Genomic DNA, 23704 nt, shown 5'->3' with positions numbered 1-23704 from the left:
GCGGGTCAGGGAGCGATGTACGCCTCGGGCGGCGTGGGAGGACCGTCCGGTCCACTGAACCCCTCGGTGACGAGGGGGGCCTCGACCTCGTGGCGCTCGATCTCCCCCGCGGCGATCTGCTCGGCGAAGTGGCACGCGACCCGGTGCCCCGACGACGCGCCGGCGACCTCCACGACCCGCAGCTCGGGCCGCTCGGTGTCGCACCGGGTCTCCTGCCGCCAGGGGCAGCGGGTGTGGAAGCGGCAGCCCGTGGGCGGGTTGGCCGGCGAGGGCAGGTCGCCGGTGAGCAGGATCTGCTCGCGCGAGTCCTCCACGGTGGGGTCGGGCACGGGGACCGCGGACATGAGTGCGCGGGTGTAGGGGTGCAGCGGCACCTCGTAGAGCTCCCCCGCCTCGGACTCCTCGACCAGGCCACCGAGGTACATCACGCCGATGCGGTCGCTGATGTGGCGCACCACGGCCAGGTCGTGGGCGACCACGAGGTAGGTGAGCCCGAGCTCGTCCTGGAGGTCCTGGAGCAGGTTGATCACCTGCGCCTGGATCGAGACGTCGAGGGCGCTCACGGGCTCGTCGGCGACGATCAGGTCGGGACCCACCGAGAGCGCCCGCGCGATGCCGATGCGCTGGCGCTGGCCGCCGGAGAACTCGTGGGGGTACTTCTTCAGACCGGCCGGGGGCAGCCCGACCGCCGACATCAGCTCGCGCAACCGGGCGTGCGTGGCGGCCTTGTCGGTGTCGAGACCGTGGGCGCGCATTCCCTCGAGCAGGAGGGCCTCCACGGTCTGCCGGGGGTCGAGGCTCGACATCGGGTCCTGGAAGACCATCTGGAAGCGCTTGCGCTCGGTGCGCAGGTCCTCGCCCTTGAGGGAGGCGATGTCGACCCCGTCGAAGATCACCGAGCCCGCCGTGGGCGGCTCGAGGTTGAGGATCGCCTTGCCGAGGGTGGACTTGCCGCAGCCGGACTCCCCCACCAAGCCGTAGGTCTCCCCACGGTGGATGGTCAGGTCGACGCCGTCCACGGCACGCACGTGTCCCACGGTGCGGTCGAAGATGACCCCGCTCTTGATCGGGAAGTGGACCTCGAGGCCGCGCACCTCGACGAGCACCTCGCCCGGCGCGGCCGTACGGGCTCCGCGCGCCCCGTCGAGTCCTGTCGATGCGCTCATCGGGACACCCCCATCGGGTTGAAGCAACGCAGGCCGACCACGTCGTCCCCGTCCCACTGGGGCGTCTGCCGGACGCACACGTCGAGCGCGTTGGGGCAGCGCGGGGCGAACGCGCAGGCCGAGTCCCACGGCAGGTTGTCCGCCACGGAGCCCGGGATGGGCGAGAGCGCCTCGCCCCGCGGGGCGTCGAGGCGCGGGATCGAGTTGAGCAGGCCGACCGTGTAGGGGTGACGTGGCCTCGCGAACAGGCTGTGCCGATCGCCGCGTTCGACGATCTTGCCGCCGTAGAGCACGTTGACCTCGTCGCAGAGCCCTGCCACGACACCGAGGTCGTGGGTGATCATCACCATGGCCGTGCCGGTCTCCACCACGAGCTCCTTGAGCAGGGCGAGGATCTGCGCCTGGATCGTCACGTCGAGGGCGGTGGTGGGCTCGTCGGCGATGAGGAGCCGCGGCTGGCAGGCCAGCGCCATCGCGATGAGGGCGCGCTGGCGCATCCCGCCGCTGAGCTGGTGGGGGTAGTTGGCCAGGCGAGCCCTCGGGTCGGGGATGCCGACGCGCTCCAGCAGCTCGGCCGCCTTCGGCATCGCCTCCTTGCGGCTCAGGCCCTGGTGCCGCTCCATCACCTCGGTGACCTGCCGGCCGATCTGGATGACCGGGTTGAGCGACGACAGCGGGTCCTGGAAGATCATCGCGATGTCGGCCCCGCGGCGATCGCGCATCTGCGAGGCCGACAGCGACAGCAGGTCCTCTCCGTCGAAGACGGCCGAGCCCTCGACGGTGTTGCCCCGGGTGGGCAGCAGGCCCATGATCGCGAGCGAGGTGACGGACTTGCCGCACCCGGACTCGCCGACCAGGCCGACGGTCTGTCCCGGCCGCACGTCGAAGCTGACGCCGTCGACGGCGCGGAAGGGCTCCTCGCCGCGACGACCGAACGTCACCCGCAGGTCGCGCACCGCGAGCAACGGCTCGCCGTGCCGGGCGGCGGGGTGGACCGGTTGCGTGCTCATCGCACTCACCTCCGGGTCTTGGGGTCGAGGGCCTCGCGCAGCGACTCGCCCATCAGCGTGAACCCCAGCGCGACCACGATGATGCAGGCGGCGGGGTAGAAGGCGAGGTGGGGCTCCTGACCGAGGTAGGGCTGTGCCGCGCCCAGCATCTGCCCCCACTCGGGCCGCCGGTCGTCGGGGTTGCCGAGGCCCAGGAAGGACAGCGCCGCCGCGTCGATGATGGCGACCGCGAGGACCAGCGTGGCCTGGACGATGACCGGGCCGAGGGCGTTGGGGAGCATGTGCCGGAACACGATCGCGTGCGGCTTGACACCGAGCGACCGCGCCGCGAGGACGTGGTCGCTGGCACGCTGCCCCAGCATCGACCCGCGAAGAAGGCGGGCGAAGATCGGCACCTGGACCGTCGCGATGGCGATGATCAGCGTCCACTGGCTCGGGCTGCTGGCCAGTGCGGCGATCGTGAACGCCAGCAACAGGGACGGGATGGACAGCATCACGTCGACGATGCGCATCACGAGCGAGTCGGCCCACCCGGCCAGCGCACCTGCGATGGTGCCGAGGGTGACGCCGCCGAGGAGGCCGAACACGGTTGCCAGCACACCCACCATCAGCGTCTGCTGGCTGCCGACGAGCAGGCGGGACAGCAGGTCGCGACCCTTGTCGTCGCCACCGAGCGGGTGGCCGGGCTCGGGGCCGGGCACGGGGTTGGACTGGGGCCGGATGTCGTCGAGGAGCGGACGTGCCGCCGGGTCGTACGGTGCAAGCCACGGCGCGATGATCGCGAGCACGACGAAGGTGACCGTGATCGCGAGGCCGACGAGGAAGACCGGGTTGCGACGCAGTCGCCGCCAGGCACTGAGGATGAGCGAGACGCCGCCCTCCTCGTCGGCCGAGGCGGCGGCCAGCGCGTCCAGGCGCTGCTTGCGTCGGTCGGCGTACGACGTGCGCTCGGGGGGCAGCTGGGGGGTCTCAGAGGTCATCGCGGCTCACCTCGTCCGGATCCGGGGGTCGATGAGGGCATAGGTGATGTCCACGAGCAGGTTGACGAGGACGTAGATTGCTGCCGCGGCCATGATCAGGACCTGCAGCACGGGGTAGTCCTTCTGGAGGAAGCCCTCCGCGAGGGCCTGCCCGACCCCCCGCCACGAGAACACGGTCTCGGTGAGGACCGCCCCGGACAGCAGTGCGCCGACCTGGAGTCCCACGGTGGTGACCACGGGCAGCATGGCGTTGCGCAGGACGTGCCGACCGCGGATCACCCGGGCCGTGAGCCCCTTGGCCTCCGCGGTGCGGACGTAGTCCTCGTCCAGCACGTCGAGCACCGAGGCCCGGGTGATGCGGAAGACCACGGCGAACGGGATCGTGGCCAGGGCGAGGGATGGCAGCACCAGGTGCTTGAGGGCGTCCCAGGCCGCGTCCCACTCCCGCGTGAGGATCCCGTCGAGGACGAAGAGCCCGGTCACGCGGGTCGCGTCCAGGCCGATGCTCTGCCGCCCGGAGACGGGGAGCAGGTTCCACTCCACCGCGAAGAAGTACTTCAGCAGGAACGCCGTGAAGAAGACCGGTACGGCCACCCCGACGAGGGAGAAGATCACGGTGGTGGTGTCGAGCGCGGTGCCCTTGCGCCGCGCCGCGAGGTAGCCGAGCGGGATGCCGAGCGCGATGGCGATGACGAGGGCGAAGAACGACAGCTCCAGCGTCGCCGGGAGACGACTCAGGAAGATGTCCAGCGCGTCCTCACCGGGGAGCACCTGCGTGGACACCCCGAAGTCGCCCTGGAGGGCGCGCTGCATGAATCGCAGGTACTGGACGGGCAGGGGCTGGTCGAGGCCGAGGGCCTGCTCCAGCGCCTCCCTCCGGGCTTCGGTCTGCCGCTCGCCCAGCAGGGCGGACACCGGGCCGCCCGGCAGGGAGCGCAGCCACACGAAGACGAGCAACGACAGGACCAGCAGGACGCCCACCATCTGCAGCAGGCGCCGTACGACGAAACGAAGCATGGTTCTCCTCAGCCACCAGCGGGTCAGGGGGTCGTCCCGCCGGGACGACCCCCTGACTCACACATCACGTGTCACGGGGCGGTGGGTGCCTCACTCACCGCCCACGGTGACGGTGTCGAACTCCTCGGCCGTGAGCGGGCTCGGGATCACCCCTTCGACGCCGGGTCCGACGACGAGCGCGGGCGGCGAGTGGCTGATCGGGAGCCCGGGGAGGTACTCCTCCATGATCTGGCGGTTGATCTCCTCCCACGCGGCGCCGCGCTCGTCCTCGTCGACGATGGCGTCCGCGGCCTTGAGGTCGTCGGCCAGCTGCTTGCCCCACGGCATGACGTCGGTGCCGAAGTCGTTGTCCTTCAGGTTGCCGAAGAACGTGCCGATGAAGTTGTAGGCCGAGTCGTAGTCACCGGTCCAGCCGAGGATGTAGGCGTCGTACTTGCCGGGCTCACCGGACACGTTGTCGAGGTAGCCGCCGTTCCACGATTCCGTCGACACCTTCACCTTGATGCCCACGGCCTCGAGGTCGGTGCGCAGGGCCTCGTAGATCTTCTGCGGGTCCGGCATGTACGGGCGGCTCACCTCGGTGGGGTACGCGAAGTTGAGCGTCATGCCCTCGGCTCCGGCCTCGGCCAGCAGTCGCTTGGCCTCGTCGGGGTCGTAGGCGTACGGCTCGAGGCTGGTGTTGTAGCCGCTGACCGTGTCGGGCATGAACTGCGTGGCGACCGCGGCGCCCTCGGGCAGCTGCGTCTGGACGAGCTGCTCACGGTTGAGGGCGTGGTAGATCGCCTGACGGACCTTCAGGTCCTTGAGCTGCGGGTTGGCCTCCGGGTTCAGGCCGAGGTAGAGGATGTTGAACGGGTCACGGATCTCGACCGAGTTGCCGTCCTCCTCCAGGCCGGCCCAGTCGACCGGGTTGGGCAGGTCGTAGCCGTTGATGCTGCCCGCCTCGAGCTCCTGGCGCCGCGTGCTCTCGTCGGGGATGACCCGGAAGACGATCTCGCTGACCTGAGCCGCCTCGCCCCAGTAGTCATCGTTGCGCGTGAGGGTGATCGAGCCGTTGGCCTCGTCGTACTCGCCGAACGTGAAGGGACCGGTGCCGACCGGGGCGTCGGCGTAGGCGGGGAAGCTGAAGCCCTCACCCTCGGAGGCGATGCCGTTGGCGTCACCCTCCTCGAGCGCCTTGGGCGACTGCATCGACAGCGACTCGAGGGTCAGCATCGTCGGGAAGCCGGAGGTCGGACGGCTGATCGAGATGACCGCCTCGAACTCGTCCGTCGCCTCGCAGCCCTGGTAGAGCGAGTTCTCGGCGTCGTTGGAGTACGCGCCCATCACGTAGCCCCAGTACTCGCCGGCAACCTGACCCGCGTCGTTCTGGTCGAACATGCGCTCGAAGTTGTAGCAGACGGCCTCGGCGTTGAAGGGCTCGCCGTCGTGGAAGGTCACGTCGTCACGGAGCGTGAAGGTCCACTCGGTGCCCTCCTCGTTGGAGGTCCACTCCGTCGCGAGCTCCGGCACCACCTCGGCGCTGCCGGGCTCGATGCCGAGGAGGCCCTCGAACATCTGCCGCGTGATGCGGAACGTCTCACCGTCGGTGGCGTAGTAGGGGTCGAACATCTCGGGGGCGCCCGCCGCGCCGAAGACGAACGTGCCGTCGTCGCCGCTGCCCCCGCTCCCGCCGTCATCGCGCTCGCTCTCGGCACAGCTCGCCAGGGTGGCGACAGCCAGGACAGCCGTGGTCCAAGCTGCCACGGTGCGTGTCACAGACATCCGGGGTCCTTCCGTCCGGTAATCGATCAGGTGTGTCCAGCACACTAGACCGCCGGAAGTGAGCCGGGCCACAGCAACATGGTCACGGTCGGGTCACGTGTCGATCGCACCCGGCCGGCCGGCGTGGACGTCCACGGGCAGGTCCACGAGCGCGGCGACGCCGGCCGCGTCGAGGCCCGACAGGGACTCGGCGAAGACCCGCCGCTCCCCCTCGAGGATCGGGACGTGGTTGGGCACGCACACCACGGTGCACCCGGCGGCGACCGCGGACTTGGCGCCGGTGTTGGAGTCCTCGATCGCGACACACACCTCGGGAGCGACCCCGAGCTCCGCCGCGGCGAGGAGGTACGGCTCGGGGTGCGGCTTGCCGAGCTCGACCCGGTCGCCGGTCACGACGCTGGCGAAGGTGTCGGCGGGCAGCTCGGCCAGGATGGGCGCGACGAAGCGCTGCCACGACATCGTGACGAGGGCGCACGGCACCGCGTGGGCGTGCAGGTCGGCGAGGAGCTCGCGCGCGCCCGGACGCCACGGCACCTCGACCTCGACGCGTGCCACCACGCCGTCGAGCAGCTCGTCGACGATCTGCTGGGGCGTGCGGTCGATGCCCATGTGCACGCGGATGTAGTCGCCCGACGCCAGCAGGGCGTTGCCGACGAGGTTCATCGCGTGCTCCTGCGACCACGTGCCGCCGTACTTCTCGGCCATCGCGAACTCGGTGTCGATCCAGTAGGGCTCGGTGTCGACGAGCGTGCCGTCCATGTCCCAGAGAACCGCGGCGGGCAGGGACGGCGGCTCAGGAGTCACGGCGCAACCCTATCGAGGGCGCGGCCCCGCCCGACCGTTCGCCCTGCGGCGGCCTGCGGGTGCTGCCGACTCCGGCTGCCCGGATCCCCCGGTGCGAGCCGGCGCCTCCGCGTGCATGCTTGCGCCATGACAGGACTGCTCGACAACCGGTACGTCGCCCTCGCGCGACTCGTCCGCCGCCACGGCCACTCCGACCTCCTCGCCGGTGCCCAGCTGGACGAGTTCGACGTCGATGGCGAGGCTCCTGCCGGCGATGCCGATCGGGCGCCCGCCTTCGCCGCGGACCTGGAGGCGATGGGCCCGACGTTCATCAAGCTCGGCCAGCTCCTCTCGACCCGGTTCGACCTCCTCCCTCAGGCGTACACGACGGCTCTGGAGCGGTTGCAGGACTCCGTCGACCCGCTCCCCTTCGCCGCGGTCCGCGACGTGGTGGAGGCCGAGCTCGGCGCCACCCTGAAGGAGCGGTTCAGCGAGTTCGCCGAGGAACCGTTGGCTGCCGCCTCGATCGGGCAGGTCCACCGAGCCGTCCTGCGCAACGGTCGGGAGGTCGTGGTGAAGGTGCAGCGCCCCGGGGTCCGGGACGTGGTCCGCGAGGACATGGCGGTGCTGGAGCGACTGGCATCAGTGGCGGACAACCGCACCGACGCGGGACGTACGTTCGGATTCGGCAGGCTGCTCGACCAGTTCCGCCGGTCGCTGGCCGGGGAGCTCGACTACCGCCGCGAGGCCCGCAGCCTGGTGACCTTCGGCGAGCTGACCGCGCCCTACGACCTGCTGCTCGTGCCCCAGCCCGTGCCCGAGTACAGCACGTCGCGGATCCTCACCATGGACTACGTCGAGGGACGCAAGATCACCGACATCGGCCGCCTGGGACTCGTGGACCTCGACACGCGGCCGATCGTCGAGCAGCTGTTCAGCGCCTACCTGCACATGATCCTGGATGCCGGTGTGCTGCACGCCGACCCGCACCCGGGCAACCTGCTGCTCACCGACGACGACCGCCTCGCACTGCTGGACCTCGGGATGACGGCATCCGTGCCGCCCCGCATCCAGAACGACATCATCAAGCTCCTGCTCTCGATCAGCGACGGTGACGGGGAGGAGACCGCCGTGGTCCTGGCCGCGATGGGCCACCCGCTCGACGGCTTCGACCCTGCTGCGTTCCGGGACGACGTCTCGCACCTCGTCTCGGAGGCCCTCGCGGCCGGCTCCGACGTCTCGGTCGGCGCGGTGCTCATGGACCTCAGCCGGCTGTCCGGCCACCACGGGCTGCGCCCCCCCGGCGGAGATGTCGATGGTCGGCAAGGCGTTGCTCAACCTCGATCGGGCGACGTAGCACCTCGATCCCGGCTTCTCCCCTGCCGTCGCCATCCGCACCAACGTGAGCGAGATCTTCGCCGCCGGCCTGAAGGTGTCCGCCGGCGGGCTGATCGCCGCGGCGATCGAGTCCAAGACCTTCATGGCCCAGCTGCCCACGAGGGCCAACCGGATCATGGACTCGCTCGCTGACGGCGAGTTCCGGATCCAGGTCCAGGCCATCGACGAGGAGCGCCTCCACACGGTGATCCAGCGGGTCGCGAACCGCGTCACGCTGGGCATCATCATCGCCGCCACCATCCTGGGCGCGGCGATGGTCGTACGTGTCCCCTCGGAGTGGACGGTCCTCGGCTACCCGGGGCTCGCCATCCTGTTCTTCCTCTTCGCCGTCTGCGCCGGCGTCGCCATGGCCGTCTGGGTCGTCATGACCGACCGCAAGGTCGCGCGCACCCAGCACACGGCGTCGCCCCAGGGCGGGATGCGCCTGCGCTAGCTGTCGTGCTCCGCGGGGGTCAGTCCTCGGGGTCGTAGCCGAGGTTGGGCGAGAGCCACCGCTCGGCCTCGGCCAGCGTCCAGCCCTTCCGCTCGGCGTAGTCGGCGACCTGGTCGCGAGCGAGCCGCCCCACGACGAAGTACTGCGCCTGCGGGTGGGAGTAGTAGAAGCCGCTCACCGAGGCGCCGGGCCACATCGCCATCGACTCCGTGAGCCTGATTCCGGTGTGCTGCTCCACGTCGAGCAGCTCCCAGAGCGTCTGCTTCTCGGTGTGCTCGGGGCACGCGGGATAGCCGGGCGCCGGCCGGATGCCGTCGTACTGCTCCTTGATGAGCCCGACGTTGTCGAGCTGCTCGTCGGGTGCGTAGCCCCAGTGCTCCTTGCGGACCTGCTCGTGCAGGTGCTCGGCGAACGCCTCGGCGAGCCGGTCGGCGAGCGACTCGAGCAGGATGGCGTTGTAGTCGTCGAGCTCGGCGCGGAAGGCCGCGACCCGCTCCGAGAGGCCGTCGCCGGCCGTCACGGCGAACGCACCCACGTGGTCGCGCAGGCCGGTCTCCTTCGGGGCGACGAAGTCGGCCAGCGCGCGGTTGGGCACCCCGCTGCGGTGCTGGCCCTGCTGCCGCAGGTGGCGCAGCGTGGCGTGCACGCGGCTGCGGTCGTCGTCGAGGTAGAGCTCCACGTCGTCACCGACGCTGTTGGCGGGGAAGAACCCGATCACGCCGTGGGCGCTGATCCACTTCTCCTCGACCATCCGGTCGAGCATCTCCTGGGCGTCGTCATAGAGCTTGCGCGCGGCAGGGCCGGAGCTGGGGTTGTTGAGGATGTCGGGGAAGGCGCCCTTCATCTCCCAGGCGTTGAAGAACGGCTGCCAGTCGATGTAGCCGCGCAGGACCGACAGGTCGTGGTCGCGCAGCACCCGTACGTGCTCGCGGTCCTGCCGCAGCTGCTGCGGCACCGGCGGCTGGTAGTCGCTCCAGTCCATGGGCGTCGCGTTGGCGCGCGCCTGCTCCAGGGTGACCATCGGGCGGTCGGTCTTGGCGGAGTGGCGGGTGCGCAGCGAGTCGAAGTCGGCCTGCACGTCGGCCATGAGCTTCGCGCGACCGGTCTCGTGGAGCAGAGCGGCGGCCGTGGGCACGGAGCGCGAGGCGTCCTTGACCCAGACGACGGGGCCGTCGTACTTGGGGTCGACCTTGACCGCGGTGTGCGCGCGCGAGGTGGTGGCCCCGCCGATCAGCAGCGGGATCGTGAGGCCCTGGCGCTGCATCTCGGTGGCGAAGTTGACCATCTCGTCGAGCGAGGGCGTGATGAGCCCGGACAGCCCGATGATGTCGGCACCGACCTCGGCGGCGGTGTCGAGGATCTTCTGCGCCGGGACCATGACCCCGAGGTCGACGACCTCGTAGTTGTTGCACTGCAGGACCACGCCCACGATGTTCTTGCCGATGTCGTGGACGTCGCCCTTGACGGTCGCCATGACGATCGTGCCGTTGGTGTCCTTGGCGGTCGCGAGCTCGGGGTTGTCGAGCTTCTCCTGCTCGATGAAGGGGATCAGGTAGGCCACGGCCTTCTTCATCACGCGAGCGCTCTTGACGACCTGCGGGAGGAACATCTTGCCGGCACCGAAGAGGTCGCCGACGACGTTCATCCCGTCCATCAGCGGGCCCTCGATGACCTCGATCGGGCGGCCGCCGCGCGCGGCGATCTCCTGGCGCAGGACCTCGGTGTCGGACTCGACGTGCGCGTCGATGCCCTTCACCAGGGCGTGGGTGATCCGCTCGCCGATGGGCAGCGCGCGCCACTCGTCCTCGGCAGCCTCCTCGGCCTCGGCCGAGCGGTTGTGCGCCTCGGCGACCTCGAGCAGGCGCTCGGCGGCGTCGGGCCGTCGGTTGAGCACGACGTCCTCGATGCGTTCGCGCAGCTCCGGGTCGACCTCGTCGTAGACCACCAGGGCGCCGGCGTTGACGATGCCCATGTCGAGGCCGGCCCGGATCGCGTGGTAGAGGAAGACGGCGTGGATCGCCTCGCGGACCGGGTTGTTGCCGCGGAAGGAGAACGACACGTTGGAGATGCCGCCGCTGACCTTGGCGCCCGGCAGGTTCTGCTTGATCCAGCGGGTCGCCTCGATGAAGTCCTCGCCGTAGGTGGCGTGCTCCTCGATGCCCGTCGCGACCGCGAAGACGTTGGGGTCGAAGATGATGTCCTCGGGCGGGAACCCGACCTCGTCGACGAGGATCCGGTAGGCCCGCTCGCAGATCGCCTTGCGACGCTCGAGGTTGTCGGCCTGGCCGTCCTCGTCGAAGGCCATGACCACGACGGCGGCACCGTACTTGCGGCACAGGCGGGCCTGATCGCGGAAGGCCTGCTCGCCCTCCTTCATGGAGATGGAGTTGACGATCGCCTTGCCCTGCACGCACTTGAGCCCGGCCTCGATGACCTCCCACTTGGAGGAGTCGACCATCACCGGCACGCGGCTGATGTCGGGCTCGGACGCGATCAGCTTGAGGAAGCGGTCCATCGCGGCGACGCCGTCGATCATGCCCTCGTCCATGTTGACGTCGATGACCTGGGCGCCGGCCTCGACCTGCTGGGCGGCGACGCTGAGCGCGGTGTCGTAGTCGCCGTCCTTGATCAGCTTGCGGAAGCGCGCGGACCCGGTGATGTTGGTGCGCTCGCCGACGTTGACGAAGAGGCTCTCCTCGGTGATCGTCAGCGGCTCCAGCCCGGCGAGCCGCATGACCGGCTGGTGCGCCACGGGCTCCCGACGCGACTTGCCGTCGACGGCCTGCGCGATCGCGGCGATGTGGTCGGGGGTGGTGCCGCAGCACCCGCCGACGAGGTTGAGGAAGCCGGCCTCGGCGAACTCGGCCAGGACCGCCGCCGTCTGGTCGGGCGTCTCGTCGTACTCGCCGAACGCGTTGGGCAGCCCGGCGTTGGGGTAGACGCTGACGAACGAGTCGGCGAGCCTGGACAGCTCGGCCACGTAGGGGCGCATGTCGCGGGCCCCGAGCGCGCAGTTGAGGCCGACGGCGAGCGGGCGCGCGTGGCGTACGGAGTCCCAGAACGCCTCGGTCACCTGGCCCGAGAGCGTCCGGCCGGACGCGTCGGTGATGGTGCCGGAGATGATGACCGGCCAGCGGCGTCCCTGCTCCTCGAACAGCGTCTCGACGGCGAAGATGGCCGCCTTGGCGTTGAGGGTGTCGAAGATCGTCTCGATCATCAGCAGGTCGGACCCGCCGTCGACGAGTCCGCGGGCGGCGACGAGGTAGGCGTCGGCGAGCTGGTCGAAGGTCACGTTGCGCGCGCCCGGGTCGTTGACGTCGGGCGAGATCGAGGCCGTACGCGTGGTCGGGCCGAGCGCACCGGCGACCCAGCGCGGCCGCTCGGCCGTCCCGACGGCGTCGGCCGCCTGGCGGGCCAGTCGCGCGGCCTCGTAGTTGAGCTCGTAGGCCAGCTCCTCGAGGCCGTAGTCGGCGAGCGAGATCGCGTTGGCGTTGAACGTGTTGGTCTCGATGACGTCGGCGCCCGCCGCGAGGTACTCCTCGTGGATCGTCCGGATGATCTGCGGCTGCGTGATCGTGAGCAGGTCGTTGTTGCCGACCAGGTCGCTGGGATGGTCGGCGAAGCGCTCGCCGCGGTATCCCGCCTCGTCAGGGCGGTCGCGCTGGATCGCCGTGCCCATCGCGCCGTCGAGCACCATGATCCGCTCGGCGAGGATCGCCGTGAGGGCATCGGTGGCATCTGGTCGGTGCTGCGGCTCCACTGGTGCGTGGCTCCTCTCGGGTGGCAAGGGTGCCAGCCTAGGAACGTCGTCCGAATCGCGGACCGGATTCCCACATGGTGGCACTCGGCGCGTCAGGCAGCGAAATCACGGCAGCCCACTGGGCCTCGCGCCCTAGGCTGGGCTGGTGATCGAGTTCGACGACGTGCAGGACCTGGTCTCCCCCGTGGTGATCGCCGCCTTCGAGGGATGGAACGACGCGGCCGACGCTGCCTCCGGGCTGGTCGACCACCTCATCGAGCAGTGGAAGGCGGAGGTCATCGGCGCGATCGACCCCGAGGAGTTCTACGACTTCCAGGTCAACCGCCCGGTGATCGGCACCGACCACCACGGCCACCGCCGGCTCACCTGGCCGACCACGCGCATCGCCGTCGCCCGCCCGGCGGAGCTCGACCGCGACGTCATCCTCGTGCGCGGCATCGAGCCCAACATGAAGTGGCGCCAGTTCTGCGCCGAGCTCCTCGCCGCCTGCGACGACCTCGGCGCCGAGCTGGTCGTGACGCTGGGCGCCCTGCTCGCCGACACCCCCCACACGCGGCCGATCCCGGTCACCGGCACGGCCACGGAGCCCGAGCTCGTCGACCGGCTCGACCTCGAGCAGTCGACCTACGAGGGGCCGACCGGAATCGTCGGCGTCTTCAACGACGCGTGCACCCAGCTCGACATCCCCGCGGTGTCCTACTGGGCGGCCGTGCCCCACTACGTCGCGCAGCCGCCCTGCCCCAAGGCCACGCTCGCGCTCCTCGGCCACCTCGAGGAGCTGCTGCAGGCGCCGATGCCGCTCGGCGAGCTCCCCGAGGACGCCAAGGCCTGGGAGCGCGGTGTCGACGAGCTCGCCGCCGAGGACGAGGACGTCGCCGACTACGTCCGCGCGCTCGAGGAGACCCGCGACACCGCCGACCTCCCCGAGGCGAGCGGCGAAGCCATCGCGCGGGAGTTCGAGCGCTACCTCAAGCGGCGCGACACCGACTGAGCCTCGGCGGGCGGTGGCGTACGCCGACACGCCGCTTGGCGGTGCCCCACCCACATTCGGCGCGCCCGAAGCGTCGCTCAGCCACCGCCCACGGGCGCGGCGTACGCCGACACGCCGCCCGGTGGTGAGTGAGACATGTTCTGGGCGCGAGAACCTGCCCCACGCACCGCCAGACCCAGCGGTGCCCCACCCACCTCCGGCGCGCCCGAAACGTCGCTCAGCCACCGCCCACGGGCGCGGCGTACGTCAGAGCGACAGGCCCAGGGCGGCGTCGAGGAGGCGGTGGACCGTCGCCGCGGCCTCGTGGTCGGAGGTGTCGGCGAGCCCGGTGGTGCCGAGCGTGGCCTCGACCCACTCCTGCACCACCCGCACCGCGGTGGGGGCGTCGAGGTCGTCGGCCAGCGCCGCCAGGACCCGCTCGACCACGGGACCGGAGGGAGCGCCGTACCCGAGGGCCAGGGCCCGGCGCCACGTGGCGAGGGTGTCGACGGCGTCCCAGAGCTGGTCGTCGGTCCACTCCCAGTCGCTGCGGTAGTGGTGGCGCAGCAGCACGAGCCGGATGGCCATCGGGTCCACCTCGCTCATCCGCAGCGCGGAGACGAAGACGAGGTTGCCCTTGGACTTCGACATCTTCTCGCCGTCGTAGGCGACCATGCCGGCGTGGGTGTAGGCCCGGGCGAACCGCTGCCCCGGGTGCGCCACTTGCGCCTCGCCGGCCGACATCTCGTGGTGCGGGAAGACCAGGTCGCTGCCCCCGCCCTGGACGTCGAACGCAGTGCCGAGGTGGTCGAGCGCGATGGCGGTGCACTCGACGTGCCAGCCGGGACGGCCGGGGCCCCACGGGCTGTCCCAGGCGGGCTCGCCGGGACGCTCGGCGCGCCACAGCAGGCAGTCGAGGGGGTCCTTCTTGCCCGCGCGGTCGGGGTCTCCCCCGCGCTCCGGGAAGATCTCGAGCATCTCGGCCCGGTCGAGCCCCGAGACCGAGCCGAACGCGTCGTCGGCGGTGACGGAGAAGTAGAGGTCGTCGTCGACGCGGTAGACCGCGCCGGCCTCCTCGAGCAGCTGGATGAGGTCGATGACCTGCGGGATCGACTCGACGGCGCCGATGTAGTGCGCCGGCGGCAGGACGCGGAGCGCCTCCATGTCGTCGCGGAACAGCTGGGTCTCGCGCTCGGCGAGCTCGGTCCAGTCGACCTTGACCTTGTCGGCGCGCTCGAGCAGCGGGTCGTCGACGTCGGTGACGTTCTGGACGTAGGTCACGTCGTGGCCGGCGTTGCGCCAGGCGCGGTTGAGGAGGTCGAAGCCGACGTAGGTCGCCGCGTGGCCCATGTGGGTGGCGTCATAGGGCGTGATGCCGCAGACGTAGAGCCTGGCCGGCCCCTCGGGGCGCGTCTCGACGAGGGTGTTGCTCGCGGTGTCGTGCACCCGCACGACGGGGCCCGTCAGGGGCAGTCGGGGAACGTCGGGCGACGACCAGGCACGCATGCGGCGCAGCCTATCGGCCGGTCGGGAAGGTCTCACCGCCACGTGGCACGCCCTGATCTCGATACGCCCTCGCGCGGGCTCGTCCCTCGCCCGCGGGGCTACTCGATCTGGCCCGGCCCACGCCGCCGGCTCGTTCCCTTCGATACGCCCGATCGTCCCTCACGGGCACTCAGGACGCCGCCTCGCCGACGACTGCCGGGCTCAGAACGGTGGCCAGGGGATGACGGGGTACGCCGAGGTGGCGGGCGCGGGGAACTCCCCGCGGGCCAGCAGCCGCGCGAGCCGTCGCTCGGTGGTGGCCAGCTCGTTCTCGGTCACCAGCCCGGAGAGCGTCGTGCCCAGGTCGCCGGCCAGTGCGGCAGAGAGCCGGCGGAGCCCGTCGAGCTCGTCGGGCGAGATCGGCTCGCCGACGAAGCCCCACAGCACGGTGCGCAGCTTGTGCTCGACGTGGAAGGTCAGGCCGTGGTCCACGCCGTGGCGGTGCCCGTCGGGCATCGGGAGGACGTGGCCGCCCTTGCGGTCGGCGTTGTTGACCACCACGTCGAAGAGCGCCATCCGGCGGAGCGCCTCGCTGTCCTCGTGGACGAGCGAGACCGCCTGGTCGTGGGCGTCGAGGCCGTCGAAGACGTGCCGGAAGCCGTCGGGCACCTGGCCCTCGGCGACGATGTCGACGGGTGAGACGTCCTCGACCTCGTCGCGCCACAGCTGCACCATCCCCGGGCCGTGAGGTCCCTCGCCGAGGACTGTCGGCGGCACGATGTCCCAGCCGAGGGCCTCGGAGACGACGTACGCGCCGACCTCGCGGGGGGCCAGCGTCCCGTCGGGGAAGTCCCAGAGCGGCCGCTCCCCCGCGACCGGCTTGTAGACCACCCGGACGCCGCTGATCTCGCCGACGAAGGTGGCGTTGGAGGCGGGCAGGACACGGCCGTGCAGCGTCAGGTCACCGGTGGGGACGCCCGCTGGGGGCTGGAGCCCTGGGTCAGGGGTCACGGCGCCGGAAGCCGTTGGCACGGACGCACAGGTGCCCGTCGGGGTCGACCGGCTCGCCACAGAACGGGCAGTCGGGTCGGCCCGCGCCGATGACGGACAGCGCCCGCTCCACGAACGACCGGGCCGAGGCCGCGGTGATCCGGACGAGGAAGATCTCCTCGGGCTCCGGCTCGAGGAGGTCCTCGAGGTCCTCCTGCAGCTGCTCGGGCGAGACGACGGCGGCCTCGGTGAACGGGAAGACCTCTATCACCACGCGCTCGTCGGTGCCGTCCCACGACAGGGTCATGGTGCCGGCGCGGAACTCCTCCTCGATGGGCTGCTCGAGCGGCTGGCCGTCGGCGAGGTCGCGCGGGGCGATGGCCGGGATCAGCACGTCGTCACCGGCGGCACGCATCAGCTCGTCGAGGAGCTCGTCGATCCGCTCGGCCAGCGCCTGCACCTGCTGCTTCTCCAGCGAGACGCTGACGAGGCGGGTTCCCTCACGCGCCTGGAGGAAGAACGTGCGCTGGCCGGGCTCGCCAACGGTGCCGGCGACGAAGCGCTCGGGTGGGTCGAAGCGGTGCACGACTGGCATGTCACTCACCCTAGGGCGTGCCTGTCTGGGGGCCGGCGCCTCCACCCACCTCGGCGTCCGTACGCCTCCGACCGCGCGCCTTCTTGCGCGGCGGGGTCAGCCAGGCCAGGTCGCCGGCGTGGGTGTTGGTGCCGAGCACGAAGGGCCGCGACTCGGCGTAGCGCACGATCGACACCGACGCCGGGTCGACGTGGATGCGCTGGAAGAGGTCGAGGTGCGTGCCGAGCGCGTCGGCGAGGATCGACTTGATCACGTCACCGTGGCTGACGGCCAGCCACACCGCGTCCGCGCCGTGCTCGGCGGCGACACGCGCGTCGTGGCGGCGTACGGCGGCGACGGCACGGTCCTGCATCGCCCGCATCGACTCGCCGCCCGGGAAGGTGGCCGCGGACGGCTGCGCCTGCACCGTCTTCCAGAGCTTCTCGCGGGCGAGGTCCTTGAGCGCGCGCCCCTGCCACTCGCCGTAGTCGCACTCGGAGAGCTGCTTGTCGGTGCCCGCCCGCAGGGCAGCGGCCTGCCGCGAGGTGATCTCGCGTGCCGTCTCCCGGCACCGCTCGAGCGGGCTGCTCACCGCCGCCGCGAGGCGTACGCCGGCGAGCCGCTCGCCGACCGCGACGGCCTGCTGCACGCCGGCCTCGTCGAGGTGCACGCCCGGCAGGCGCCCGGCGAGCACTCCCGTCGCGTTGGCGGTCGAACGGCCGTGGCGGACGAGGATGACGGTGGGCACGCAAGCGACCCTAGTAGGACTAGCCTGACCGCGTGATCGTGGACAACGCCCTCTACCACCGCGGGAAGCGGGTGCCGGTCGGCAACGGCGACGACCAGAGCCTCGGGCACGCGCGGGTGCCGTGCGACCCCGGTGACTTCCAGTGGATCGGGATCCACGAGCCCAGCCCCGACGAGCTCCAGCTCATCGCCGACACGTTCGGCCTGCACCCGCTGGCGGTGGAGGACGCGGGCGACTCCCACCAGCGACCCAAGCTCGAGCACTACGGCGACACGCTCTTCCTGGTGCTCAAGACGCTCTGGTACGTCGACGAGGAGGACGCGGTCGAGACCGGCGAGATCAACATGTTCGTCGGCACGGACTTCGTCGTGACGGTCCGGCACGGCGAGGGGATCGACCTCGCCGACTCGCGCCGCGACCTCGAGGAGCGGGCCCAGGTGCTCGAGCACGGCCCGATGGGGGTCATGTACGCCATCTGCGACCGCGTCGTCGACGAGTACGAACGGGTCGGCGCCGCGCTCGAGGAGGACGTCGACGAGGTCGAGGAGTCGGTCTTCTCCCCCGCCCGCACCGACGACGCGAACCGCATCTACGTCCTCAAGCGCGAGATCGCCGAGGTGCGCCGCGCAGTCATGCCGCTGCGCGAGCCGATGCGGAAGTTCTCGCTGCACTCCGACACCGTCCCGACGATCCGCACGCCGATCCCGATCACGGCCGAGACCGCGACCTACTTCCGCGACGTGGCCGACCACCTGCAGCGCGTCTCGGAGGTCATCGACAACCTGGACATCCTGCTGTCCACCGCCTTCGACGGCCACCTCGCCCGCATCTCGGTCCAGCAGAACGAGGACATGCGCAAGATCTCGGCCGGGGCGGCGCTCGTCGTCGTGCCGACGCTGATCGCCGGGATCTACGGGATGAACTTCGACCACATGCCCGAGCTGCACTGGACCTACGGCTATCCGTTCGCGATGGCGCTGATGGCCGGCGTCGCGGCGGGGCTGTTCGCGCTGTTCAAGAAGTCCGGGTGGCTGTGACCCGACCGGCTCCGACAGCCTGGCGGGTGGTGTGGTGGTTCGGCTTCGTCAGCCTGGCCGCCGACATGGTCTACGAGGGCGCCCGCTCGGTCTACGGGCCGCTCCTCGCCGCCCTGGGCGCCTCCGCGGTCGTCGTCGGCCTCGTGACCGGTGCGGGCGAGGCCGTCGCGCTGGTGGCTCGGCTCGCGTTCGGCCCGCTCGCCGACCGGACCGGGCGCTACTGGACGCTGACGATCCTCGGCTACGGCCTCACCGCCGTCTGCGTCCCGTTGCTGGCACTCGCACCACGGCTGGGTGCCGCAGGGCTGGCCTTCGCCGCGACGCTGATCCTCCTCGAGCGCCTGGGCAAGGCGATCCGCTCGCCGTCGAAGTCGGCCCTGCTCGCCCACGTGGCGTCTGCCGTGGGCCGAGGCCGCGGCTTCGGCGTGCACAAGGCGCTCGACCAGGTCGGCGCCTTCGCCGGCCCGCTGCTGGTCGCGGGCGTCGTCGCGGTCGCGTCGATCTGGGCCGGCATGGCCGTGCTCGCCGTCCCGGGCGCGATCGCCATGGTGCTGCTGGTGGCCCTGCGCCGTCGCGTGCCCGACCCCGGCGCGTACGACGTGGCGCGCGCCGCGCCGGCCGACCCGTCGGTGCCCCGCCGCGGCTGGTGGGCCGAGGCGGTCGGAGCCGGGCTGTCGGGCGACTTCTTCCGCTACGCCGTGGCGGCCTCGCTCACCACCGGCGCGCTGGTGACCTTCGGGATCATCGGCTACCACCTGACCGTCGAGGGGCTGCTGCCGGTCGCGGCCGTACCCGTCGTGTACGCCGCCGCGATGGCCGTCGAGGCGGTCGCCGCGCTGGTCGTGGGGGCGGTCTACGACCGCACCGGCACCCGGGTGCTGCTCGTGGTCCCCGTGCTGGTCGCGCTGGTCCCCGCACTCGCCTTGGGCTCCGCGCTCGGCGCCGTGCTGGCGGGAGTCGTGGCCTGGGGCATCGCCCAGGGCGTCCAGGACTCGACGGTCAAGGCCGTGGTCGCCGACCTCGTGGAGGCGCCGCGGCGCGCCACGGCGTACGGCGTCTTCGCAGGTGTCCAGGGCCTGTTCGCGATCGTCGGCGGGGTCACCGCCGGGTGGCTCTACGAGCGCTCGCTGCCGTTGCTCGTGCTGGTGGTCGCACTCAGCCAGCTCGCGGCGCTGGTGCTGCTGGCCGACACGTTCAGGCGGTCAGCACGCCTGCACCGAGCAGGATGAGCGTGCCCGCGCCGAGCAGGATCCGGTAGATGACGAACGGCGTGTAGGACCGGGTGCTGACGTAGCGCAGCAGCCAGGCGATCGCGGCGTACCCGACGACGAACGAGACCACCGTCGCGGTGATGGTCGGGCCCCAGCCGAAGTCGTTGTGCCCGTTCGGGATCTCCCTCAGCTCGAACAGACCGGCCCCGACCACCGCGGGGATCGCGAGCAGGAAGGCGAACCGGGTGGCGGCCTCGCGCTCGAACCCGAGGAAGCGGCCCATCGAGATCGTCGCGCCCGAGCGGGAGACACCCGGGATGAGTGCGAGGGCCTGCGCGGCGCCCATGAGCACGGCGTCCCTCATCGTGATCTTGCCCAGCGGCCGGTCCGTACGCCCGATGCGGTCGGCGACCCCGAGCACGACGCCCATCACGATCAAGGTGGTGCCGATGATCCAGAGGTTGCGGAAGTCCTCCTCGATGATGTCCTTGAGGAGCACGCCGAGCACCACGATCGGCAGCGAGCCGACGATGATGAACCAACCCATCCGCGAGTCGAGGGTGCCGCGGTACTCCGCCTGGAACAGCGAGCGCACCCAGGCGGTCCCGATGCGCCAGATGTCCTTGCGGAAGTAGATCAGCACGGCGAGCTCGGTGCCGATCTGGATCACCGCGGTGAACGCCGCGCCCGGGTCGCCCCAGCCGAAGAGCTCGGGGAAGATCCGCAGGTGCGCACTGCTCGAGATCGGCAGGAACTCGGTCAGCCCCTGGATCACTCCGAGGACGACGGCTTTGAGGAGATCCATCACAGGGGGTGAGCCTACGGGCGCGTCCCGTGCCACCGGCGCAGGCCCCGTGGCTACTCTCACCCCCATGCAGCAGCGTTCCCTCGGCGCGACCGGCCTCAAGGTGTCCCGGCTCGGCCTCGGCACCATGACCTGGGGCCGTGACACCGACGAGCACGAGGCGCGTGACCAGCTCATCGCCTTCGCCGAGGCGGGCGGAACCCTGCTCGACACCGCGGCCGGCTACGGGGACGGTGCCAGCGAGGAGCTGATCGGCACGCTCATCGGCGACGTCGTCGCCCGCGACGAGATCGTCCTGGCGACCAAGGCCGGCATCTCGCGGCGTACGGGCGAGCGCGTCACCAACACGTCCCGTGGCAACCTCCTCACCACGCTGGACGCGTCCCTGAAGCGGCTCGGCGTCGACCACGTCGACCTGTGGCAGGTCCACGTGTGGACCGACGAGACCCCGGTCGAGGAGACGCTGCACGCCCTCGACCTCGCGGTGACCTCGGGACGCGCGTCCTACGTCGGGATCTCCAACTACACCGGCTGGCAGACCGCCCAGGCCGCCACGTGGCAGCGCGCGGTCCCCGGCCGGGTCCCGCTGGCCTCGACGCAGGTCGAGTACTCGCTGCTCAACCGCCAGGTCGAGCACGAGGTCGTGCCGGCCGCCCAGGCCCTCGGTCTCGGCGTCCTGCCCTGGTCGCCCCTCGGTCGCGGGGTGCTGACGGGCAAGTACCGCACCGGTACGCCGTCGGACTCGCGCGCCGCCACCGAGCACTTCGCACGGTTCGTCGGGGTCTACCTCGACGAGCGCGCCCGCGGCATCGTCGAGGCCGTCGCCCGCGCCGCCGACGGGCTCGGCTGGTCGCCGCTGGAGGTCTCGCTCGTGTGGGTGCGCGACCGGCCCGGGGTCAGCGCCCCGATCGTCGGAGCGCGTACGGCCGCCCAGCTCGACGGAGCCCTCGGCATCGAGGAGCTCACCCTGCCGCCCGAGATCGTCGCCGCCCTCGACGACGTGTCCGCCGACTGACGCCCCACCCTCCACACACTTTCTGCGAGACGGGAGACAACCCTTGGCCAGGATCCAGCGACGCCCGCCGGCCCGCGGGGTGGAGTGGGAGTTCGAGACGCTCGTGCTCCCCCAGGAGTTCTCCCGCAACGTCGTCACGCGCGTGCTCGTCGAACGCGCCGAGCACGGCGGCTGGGAGCTCGACCGGTTGCGCATCGGCAACGACGGCATGCGGCGCGTGGTGCTGCGCCGCAAGATCATCCGCCAGCGGCTCACCCTGTTCGCCGGCTGAGCGCCGACTGCTGGTCGAGCGCGGCTACCAGCCGGACGAGCCCGGGACGCCCTTGAACGGACCGGTCACCCGTGAGGTGATCCAGCCGCCGTAGAAGCTGCCCGGCTGCGGCTCGACGACCTCGTCGTCGACGGTGCACCGGTCCACCCGGCCCGGGTAGAGGGCGACGTGGTCCACGAGCTGCTCGAAGCCCTTCGACGGGCTCGGGTAGGTCCATGCCACCGCGGGCAGCACCTCCTCGCCCACCACGAGGTCGAAGTAGGCCGCCTGTCCCTTCCACTCGCACCACGAGGCGCCCTCCGCCGGGCGCAGCACGCCCTCCGCGAACGCGTCGTGCGGGAGGTAGTAGGTCGGCGGGTGGCTGGTCTCGAGCACCCGCAGGCTGGACGCGGTGTCGGCGAGTACGACGCCGGCGTGCGTCACGACGACGTGCTCGGTGCTCGGCTCGACCCGCGGCGGTCGGGGGTAGTCCCACACGGACTCGGTCATGTGAGCCAATCTACGGACCGGACCTACGGCTCGAGGCCGCGCGAGGCGAGCCAGGCCCGCCCGCGGCGCTCCGACGCCTGCGCGAGCCAGGCCTCCTCGACGATCTCCACGAGCTCGTCGGCCTCCATCTCCCCCACGCGCGAGGCGCGCAGGAGCACCGAGGGGTGACCGTCGAAGTGGGCGGTGGTGAAGAACGGGAGGCCCTCGTCCTGGAGCAGCGCCTGCTTGTCCCCCTCGGATGCCACCCAGATCACCACGACGTCGTCGTAGCGCGCCCCTGTGTCCGGGTCGACCGCGTCGGGACGCGGCGTACGGAAGAAGACGAAGGACTTGCCGCCCACCTGGTAGACCGGGTTCTTCTCCGGGCGGTGGACGGTCACGTGCGGCATCCCCCGCGCGGTGGCGTGGAGGTCGTCGACCGTCGCCCGGCGACTCACGTGGCCGCGGCCTCGGCCTTCGCCTTGAGCGCCTGCACCATCGCGTCCGGGTCGTCGGCGGAGTAGACCGCGGAGCCCGCCACGAACACGTCGGCGCCGGCCTCCGCGCAGCGCTCGATGGTCTCCAGCGAGACCCCGCCGTCGACCTGGAGCCAGGTCTCGACACCGTGCTTGCGCATCAGGTCGCGAGCGGTGCGGATCTTGGGCAGGCACAGGTCCAGGAACTTCTGCCCGCCGAAGCCGGGCTCGACGGTCATGATCAGGACCATGTCGAGCTCGGGCAGCAGCGCTTCGTAGGGCTCGATCGGGGTCGCCGGCTTGAGCGCCATCGACGCGCGCGCACCCCGCGCGCGGATCTCGCGGGCGAGGCGTACGGGTGCCTGAGCGGCCTCGACGTGGAAGGTGACGGACCCGCAGCCCGCCTCGGCGTACGCCGGTGCCCACCGGTCGGCGTCCTCGATCATCAGGTGCGCGTCGAGGGGTTGGCTGGCGTGCTTGCTGAGCGCCTCGATCACCGGCAGGCCCAGGGTGAGGTTGGGAACGAAGTGGTTGTCCATCACGTCGACGTGCACCCAGTCGGCGCTGGGGATGCGGGCGACCTCGTCGGCGAGACGCGACAGGTCGGCGTTGAGGATGCTCGGCGTGATCTGGATGCCCACGGGACGAGCCTAGTGACTGCGCCCGCCGTCCAGTCGCGCGGCACGGCTCCGAGCAGGGACGACGACGTGCAGGGCGACGTAGACGCGGTCGCGCAGCCGGCCCTGATCACGGCGTACACGTCGAGCAGGTGGTCGTCGATGGAGGCCTGCGGGGCGACGGTGAGGCCGTCTGTGCACGGGCAGTGCCCGTTCCCGGGACACCGACGGCGGTCCGGCGCGAGGATGCCGGCATGGGCCTCTTCTCCCGCCGCCGCGAGCCGGCTCGTCCGGCGTGGCAGCCACCCACCCCGCCGCACTGCACCTGCCCACGACACCTCGACGACGCACTGCTGGCACAGGTGGTTCCGTTCGCCGTCGCACTGGCGATGGACGACGAGCCGTCCGCGACGGTGGCGGACCTGCTGGGACCCGGTGGCCTCTCCGTCCGACCCGCCTCGGCGGACGAGCAGCCGCCCGGCGCAGACGCGGTCCTCACCTGGAACCTGGGGGTCTACGACGACGCCCGGGTGCACTACGACGACACCGACGACGGCGCCGGGCTCGACCTGGCCGACAGGCTCCTGGAGCACCCCGGCATCGACGAGGTCGAGGGGTACGACCGGGAGGTCTTCCTCCTGGCTGCACCCACGTTGTGTGCCGAGGGTGTGCTCGCTGCCGCCGCCGCGACGCTGCTGGACGACCGGGTCCGCGCCCCGCGCTGAC

Annotated in this window: 23 protein-coding genes; 8 read left to right on the top strand and 15 right to left on the bottom strand. The window is 71.3% G+C overall.

Annotation, left to right across the window (positions count from 1 at the left end):
• Positions 1-5 precede the first annotated feature (5 nt).
• The 6 genes from AC57BS_RS19895 to AC57BS_RS19870 form a co-directional block, all read right to left on the bottom strand.
• Positions 6-1166, bottom strand: coding sequence for an ABC transporter ATP-binding protein (locus tag AC57BS_RS19895; RefSeq protein WP_496413175.1), 1161 nt, complete (start codon positions 1164-1166; stop codon positions 6-8).
• The gene (locus AC57BS_RS19890; protein ID WP_496413174.1) at positions 1163-2176 is read right to left on the bottom strand and encodes an ABC transporter ATP-binding protein; all 1014 of its coding nucleotides are present in this window, start codon (positions 2174-2176) and stop codon (positions 1163-1165) included. The genes AC57BS_RS19895 and AC57BS_RS19890 overlap by 4 nt, the downstream gene beginning before the upstream one ends.
• A 5-nt stretch (positions 2177-2181) precedes the next feature.
• Complete coding sequence (locus AC57BS_RS19885) at positions 2182-3156, bottom strand: ABC transporter permease (protein WP_496413173.1); 975 nt, start codon at positions 3154-3156, stop codon at positions 2182-2184.
• Between the two features lie 6 nt (positions 3157-3162).
• Positions 3163-4173 carry an ABC transporter permease gene (locus tag AC57BS_RS19880; protein WP_496413172.1) on the bottom strand — a complete coding sequence of 337 codons (1011 nt, stop codon included), beginning with the start codon at positions 4171-4173 and terminating at the stop codon, positions 3163-3165.
• A 90-nt stretch (positions 4174-4263) separates the two neighbouring features.
• Complete coding sequence (locus tag AC57BS_RS19875) at positions 4264-5937, bottom strand: ABC transporter substrate-binding protein (RefSeq protein WP_496413171.1); 1674 nt, start codon at positions 5935-5937, stop codon at positions 4264-4266.
• Between the two features lie 93 nt (positions 5938-6030).
• Complete coding sequence (locus tag AC57BS_RS19870; protein WP_496413170.1) at positions 6031-6741, bottom strand: HAD family hydrolase; 711 nt, start codon at positions 6739-6741, stop codon at positions 6031-6033.
• A gap of 126 nt (positions 6742-6867) precedes the next feature.
• Here AC57BS_RS19870 and AC57BS_RS19865 point away from each other — a divergent pair, with 126 nt between their 5' ends.
• Together AC57BS_RS19865 and AC57BS_RS19860 are read left to right on the top strand one after the other, a co-directional pair.
• Positions 6868-8250 carry an ABC1 kinase family protein gene (locus AC57BS_RS19865; RefSeq protein WP_496413169.1) on the top strand — a complete coding sequence of 461 codons (1383 nt, stop codon included), beginning with the start codon at positions 6868-6870 and terminating at the stop codon, positions 8248-8250.
• Complete coding sequence (locus AC57BS_RS19860) at positions 8132-8551, top strand: hypothetical protein (RefSeq protein ID WP_496413236.1); 420 nt, start codon at positions 8132-8134, stop codon at positions 8549-8551. Before AC57BS_RS19865 ends, AC57BS_RS19860 begins: the two co-directional genes overlap by 119 nt.
• Positions 8552-8570: 19 nt before the next feature.
• Here AC57BS_RS19860 and metH read toward each other — a convergent pair whose 3' ends face one another.
• The gene (gene metH, locus AC57BS_RS19855) at positions 8571-12248 is read right to left on the bottom strand and encodes a methionine synthase (RefSeq protein WP_496413235.1); all 3678 of its coding nucleotides are present in this window, start codon (positions 12246-12248) and stop codon (positions 8571-8573) included.
• A 208-nt stretch (positions 12249-12456) separates the two neighbouring features.
• Between metH and AC57BS_RS19850 the strand changes: the two genes are divergently transcribed.
• Positions 12457-13302 (top strand): PAC2 family protein, encoded by an 846-nt coding sequence (locus tag AC57BS_RS19850; RefSeq protein WP_496413168.1) that lies wholly within the window; start codon positions 12457-12459, stop codon positions 13300-13302.
• Between the two features lie 246 nt (positions 13303-13548).
• On the opposite strand, the gene mshC is transcribed toward AC57BS_RS19850, so the two are convergent.
• From mshC to AC57BS_RS19830, 4 genes are all read right to left on the bottom strand, one after another.
• Entirely contained in the window at positions 13549-14787 is a 1239-nt protein-coding gene (gene mshC / locus AC57BS_RS19845) for a cysteine--1-D-myo-inosityl 2-amino-2-deoxy-alpha-D-glucopyranoside ligase (protein ID WP_496413167.1), read from the bottom strand.
• 201 nt (positions 14788-14988) lie between these two features.
• Positions 14989-15777 carry an SCO1664 family protein gene (locus AC57BS_RS19840; protein WP_496413166.1) on the bottom strand — a complete coding sequence of 263 codons (789 nt, stop codon included), beginning with the start codon at positions 15775-15777 and terminating at the stop codon, positions 14989-14991.
• Positions 15767-16351, bottom strand: coding sequence for a DUF3090 domain-containing protein (locus AC57BS_RS19835; RefSeq protein ID WP_496413165.1), 585 nt, complete (start codon positions 16349-16351; stop codon positions 15767-15769). The genes AC57BS_RS19840 and AC57BS_RS19835 overlap by 11 nt, the downstream gene beginning before the upstream one ends.
• A gap of 10 nt (positions 16352-16361) precedes the next feature.
• Positions 16362-17078 (bottom strand): histidine phosphatase family protein, encoded by a 717-nt coding sequence (locus tag AC57BS_RS19830; protein ID WP_496413164.1) that lies wholly within the window; start codon positions 17076-17078, stop codon positions 16362-16364.
• 32 nt (positions 17079-17110) lie between these two features.
• Here AC57BS_RS19830 and corA point away from each other — a divergent pair, with 32 nt between their 5' ends.
• Positions 17111-18115 (top strand): magnesium/cobalt transporter CorA, encoded by a 1005-nt coding sequence (gene corA / locus AC57BS_RS19825; RefSeq protein WP_129453960.1) that lies wholly within the window; start codon positions 17111-17113, stop codon positions 18113-18115.
• Entirely contained in the window at positions 18106-19344 is a 1239-nt protein-coding gene (locus AC57BS_RS19820; RefSeq protein WP_496413163.1) for an MFS transporter, read from the top strand. Before corA ends, AC57BS_RS19820 begins: the two co-directional genes overlap by 10 nt.
• On the opposite strand, the gene AC57BS_RS19815 is transcribed toward AC57BS_RS19820, so the two are convergent.
• On the bottom strand, positions 19310-20131 hold the full coding sequence (locus AC57BS_RS19815) for an undecaprenyl-diphosphate phosphatase (RefSeq protein ID WP_496413162.1): 822 nt from the start codon (positions 20129-20131) through the stop codon (positions 19310-19312). The two genes, AC57BS_RS19820 and AC57BS_RS19815, sit on opposite strands and share 35 nt — an antisense overlap.
• A 67-nt stretch (positions 20132-20198) precedes the next feature.
• Between AC57BS_RS19815 and AC57BS_RS19810 the strand changes: the two genes are divergently transcribed.
• Entirely contained in the window at positions 20199-21146 is a 948-nt protein-coding gene (locus AC57BS_RS19810) for an aldo/keto reductase (RefSeq protein ID WP_496413161.1), read from the top strand.
• A gap of 43 nt (positions 21147-21189) precedes the next feature.
• A complete protein-coding gene (locus tag AC57BS_RS19805; RefSeq protein ID WP_496413160.1) occupies positions 21190-21417 on the top strand; it encodes a DUF5703 family protein in 228 nt (75 codons plus the stop codon).
• Between the two features lie 24 nt (positions 21418-21441).
• On the opposite strand, the gene AC57BS_RS19800 is transcribed toward AC57BS_RS19805, so the two are convergent.
• The 3 genes from AC57BS_RS19800 to rpe are packed head-to-tail and all read right to left on the bottom strand — an operon-like array spanning position 21442 to position 23002.
• The gene (locus AC57BS_RS19800; protein ID WP_496413159.1) at positions 21442-21906 is read right to left on the bottom strand and encodes a DUF427 domain-containing protein; all 465 of its coding nucleotides are present in this window, start codon (positions 21904-21906) and stop codon (positions 21442-21444) included.
• 23 nt (positions 21907-21929) lie between these two features.
• Positions 21930-22343, bottom strand: a complete 414-nt coding sequence (locus AC57BS_RS19795; RefSeq protein ID WP_496413158.1) for an MmcQ/YjbR family DNA-binding protein — start codon at positions 22341-22343, stop codon at positions 21930-21932.
• Positions 22340-23002, bottom strand: coding sequence for a ribulose-phosphate 3-epimerase (gene rpe / locus AC57BS_RS19790; protein ID WP_496413157.1), 663 nt, complete (start codon positions 23000-23002; stop codon positions 22340-22342). The genes AC57BS_RS19795 and rpe overlap by 4 nt, the downstream gene beginning before the upstream one ends.
• A 230-nt stretch (positions 23003-23232) precedes the next feature.
• On the opposite strand from rpe, the gene AC57BS_RS19785 reads away from it, so the two are divergent.
• Entirely contained in the window at positions 23233-23703 is a 471-nt protein-coding gene (locus AC57BS_RS19785) for a hypothetical protein (protein ID WP_496413156.1), read from the top strand.
• Position 23704: the final 1 nt, after the last annotated feature.

The sequence above is a fragment of the Nocardioides sp. BGA-UO-ETr-FS32 genome (genome assembly GCF_059567905.1).
Note: the sequence above shows the minus strand (reverse complement) of the source record. Positions and strands in the feature narration are given on the sequence as shown.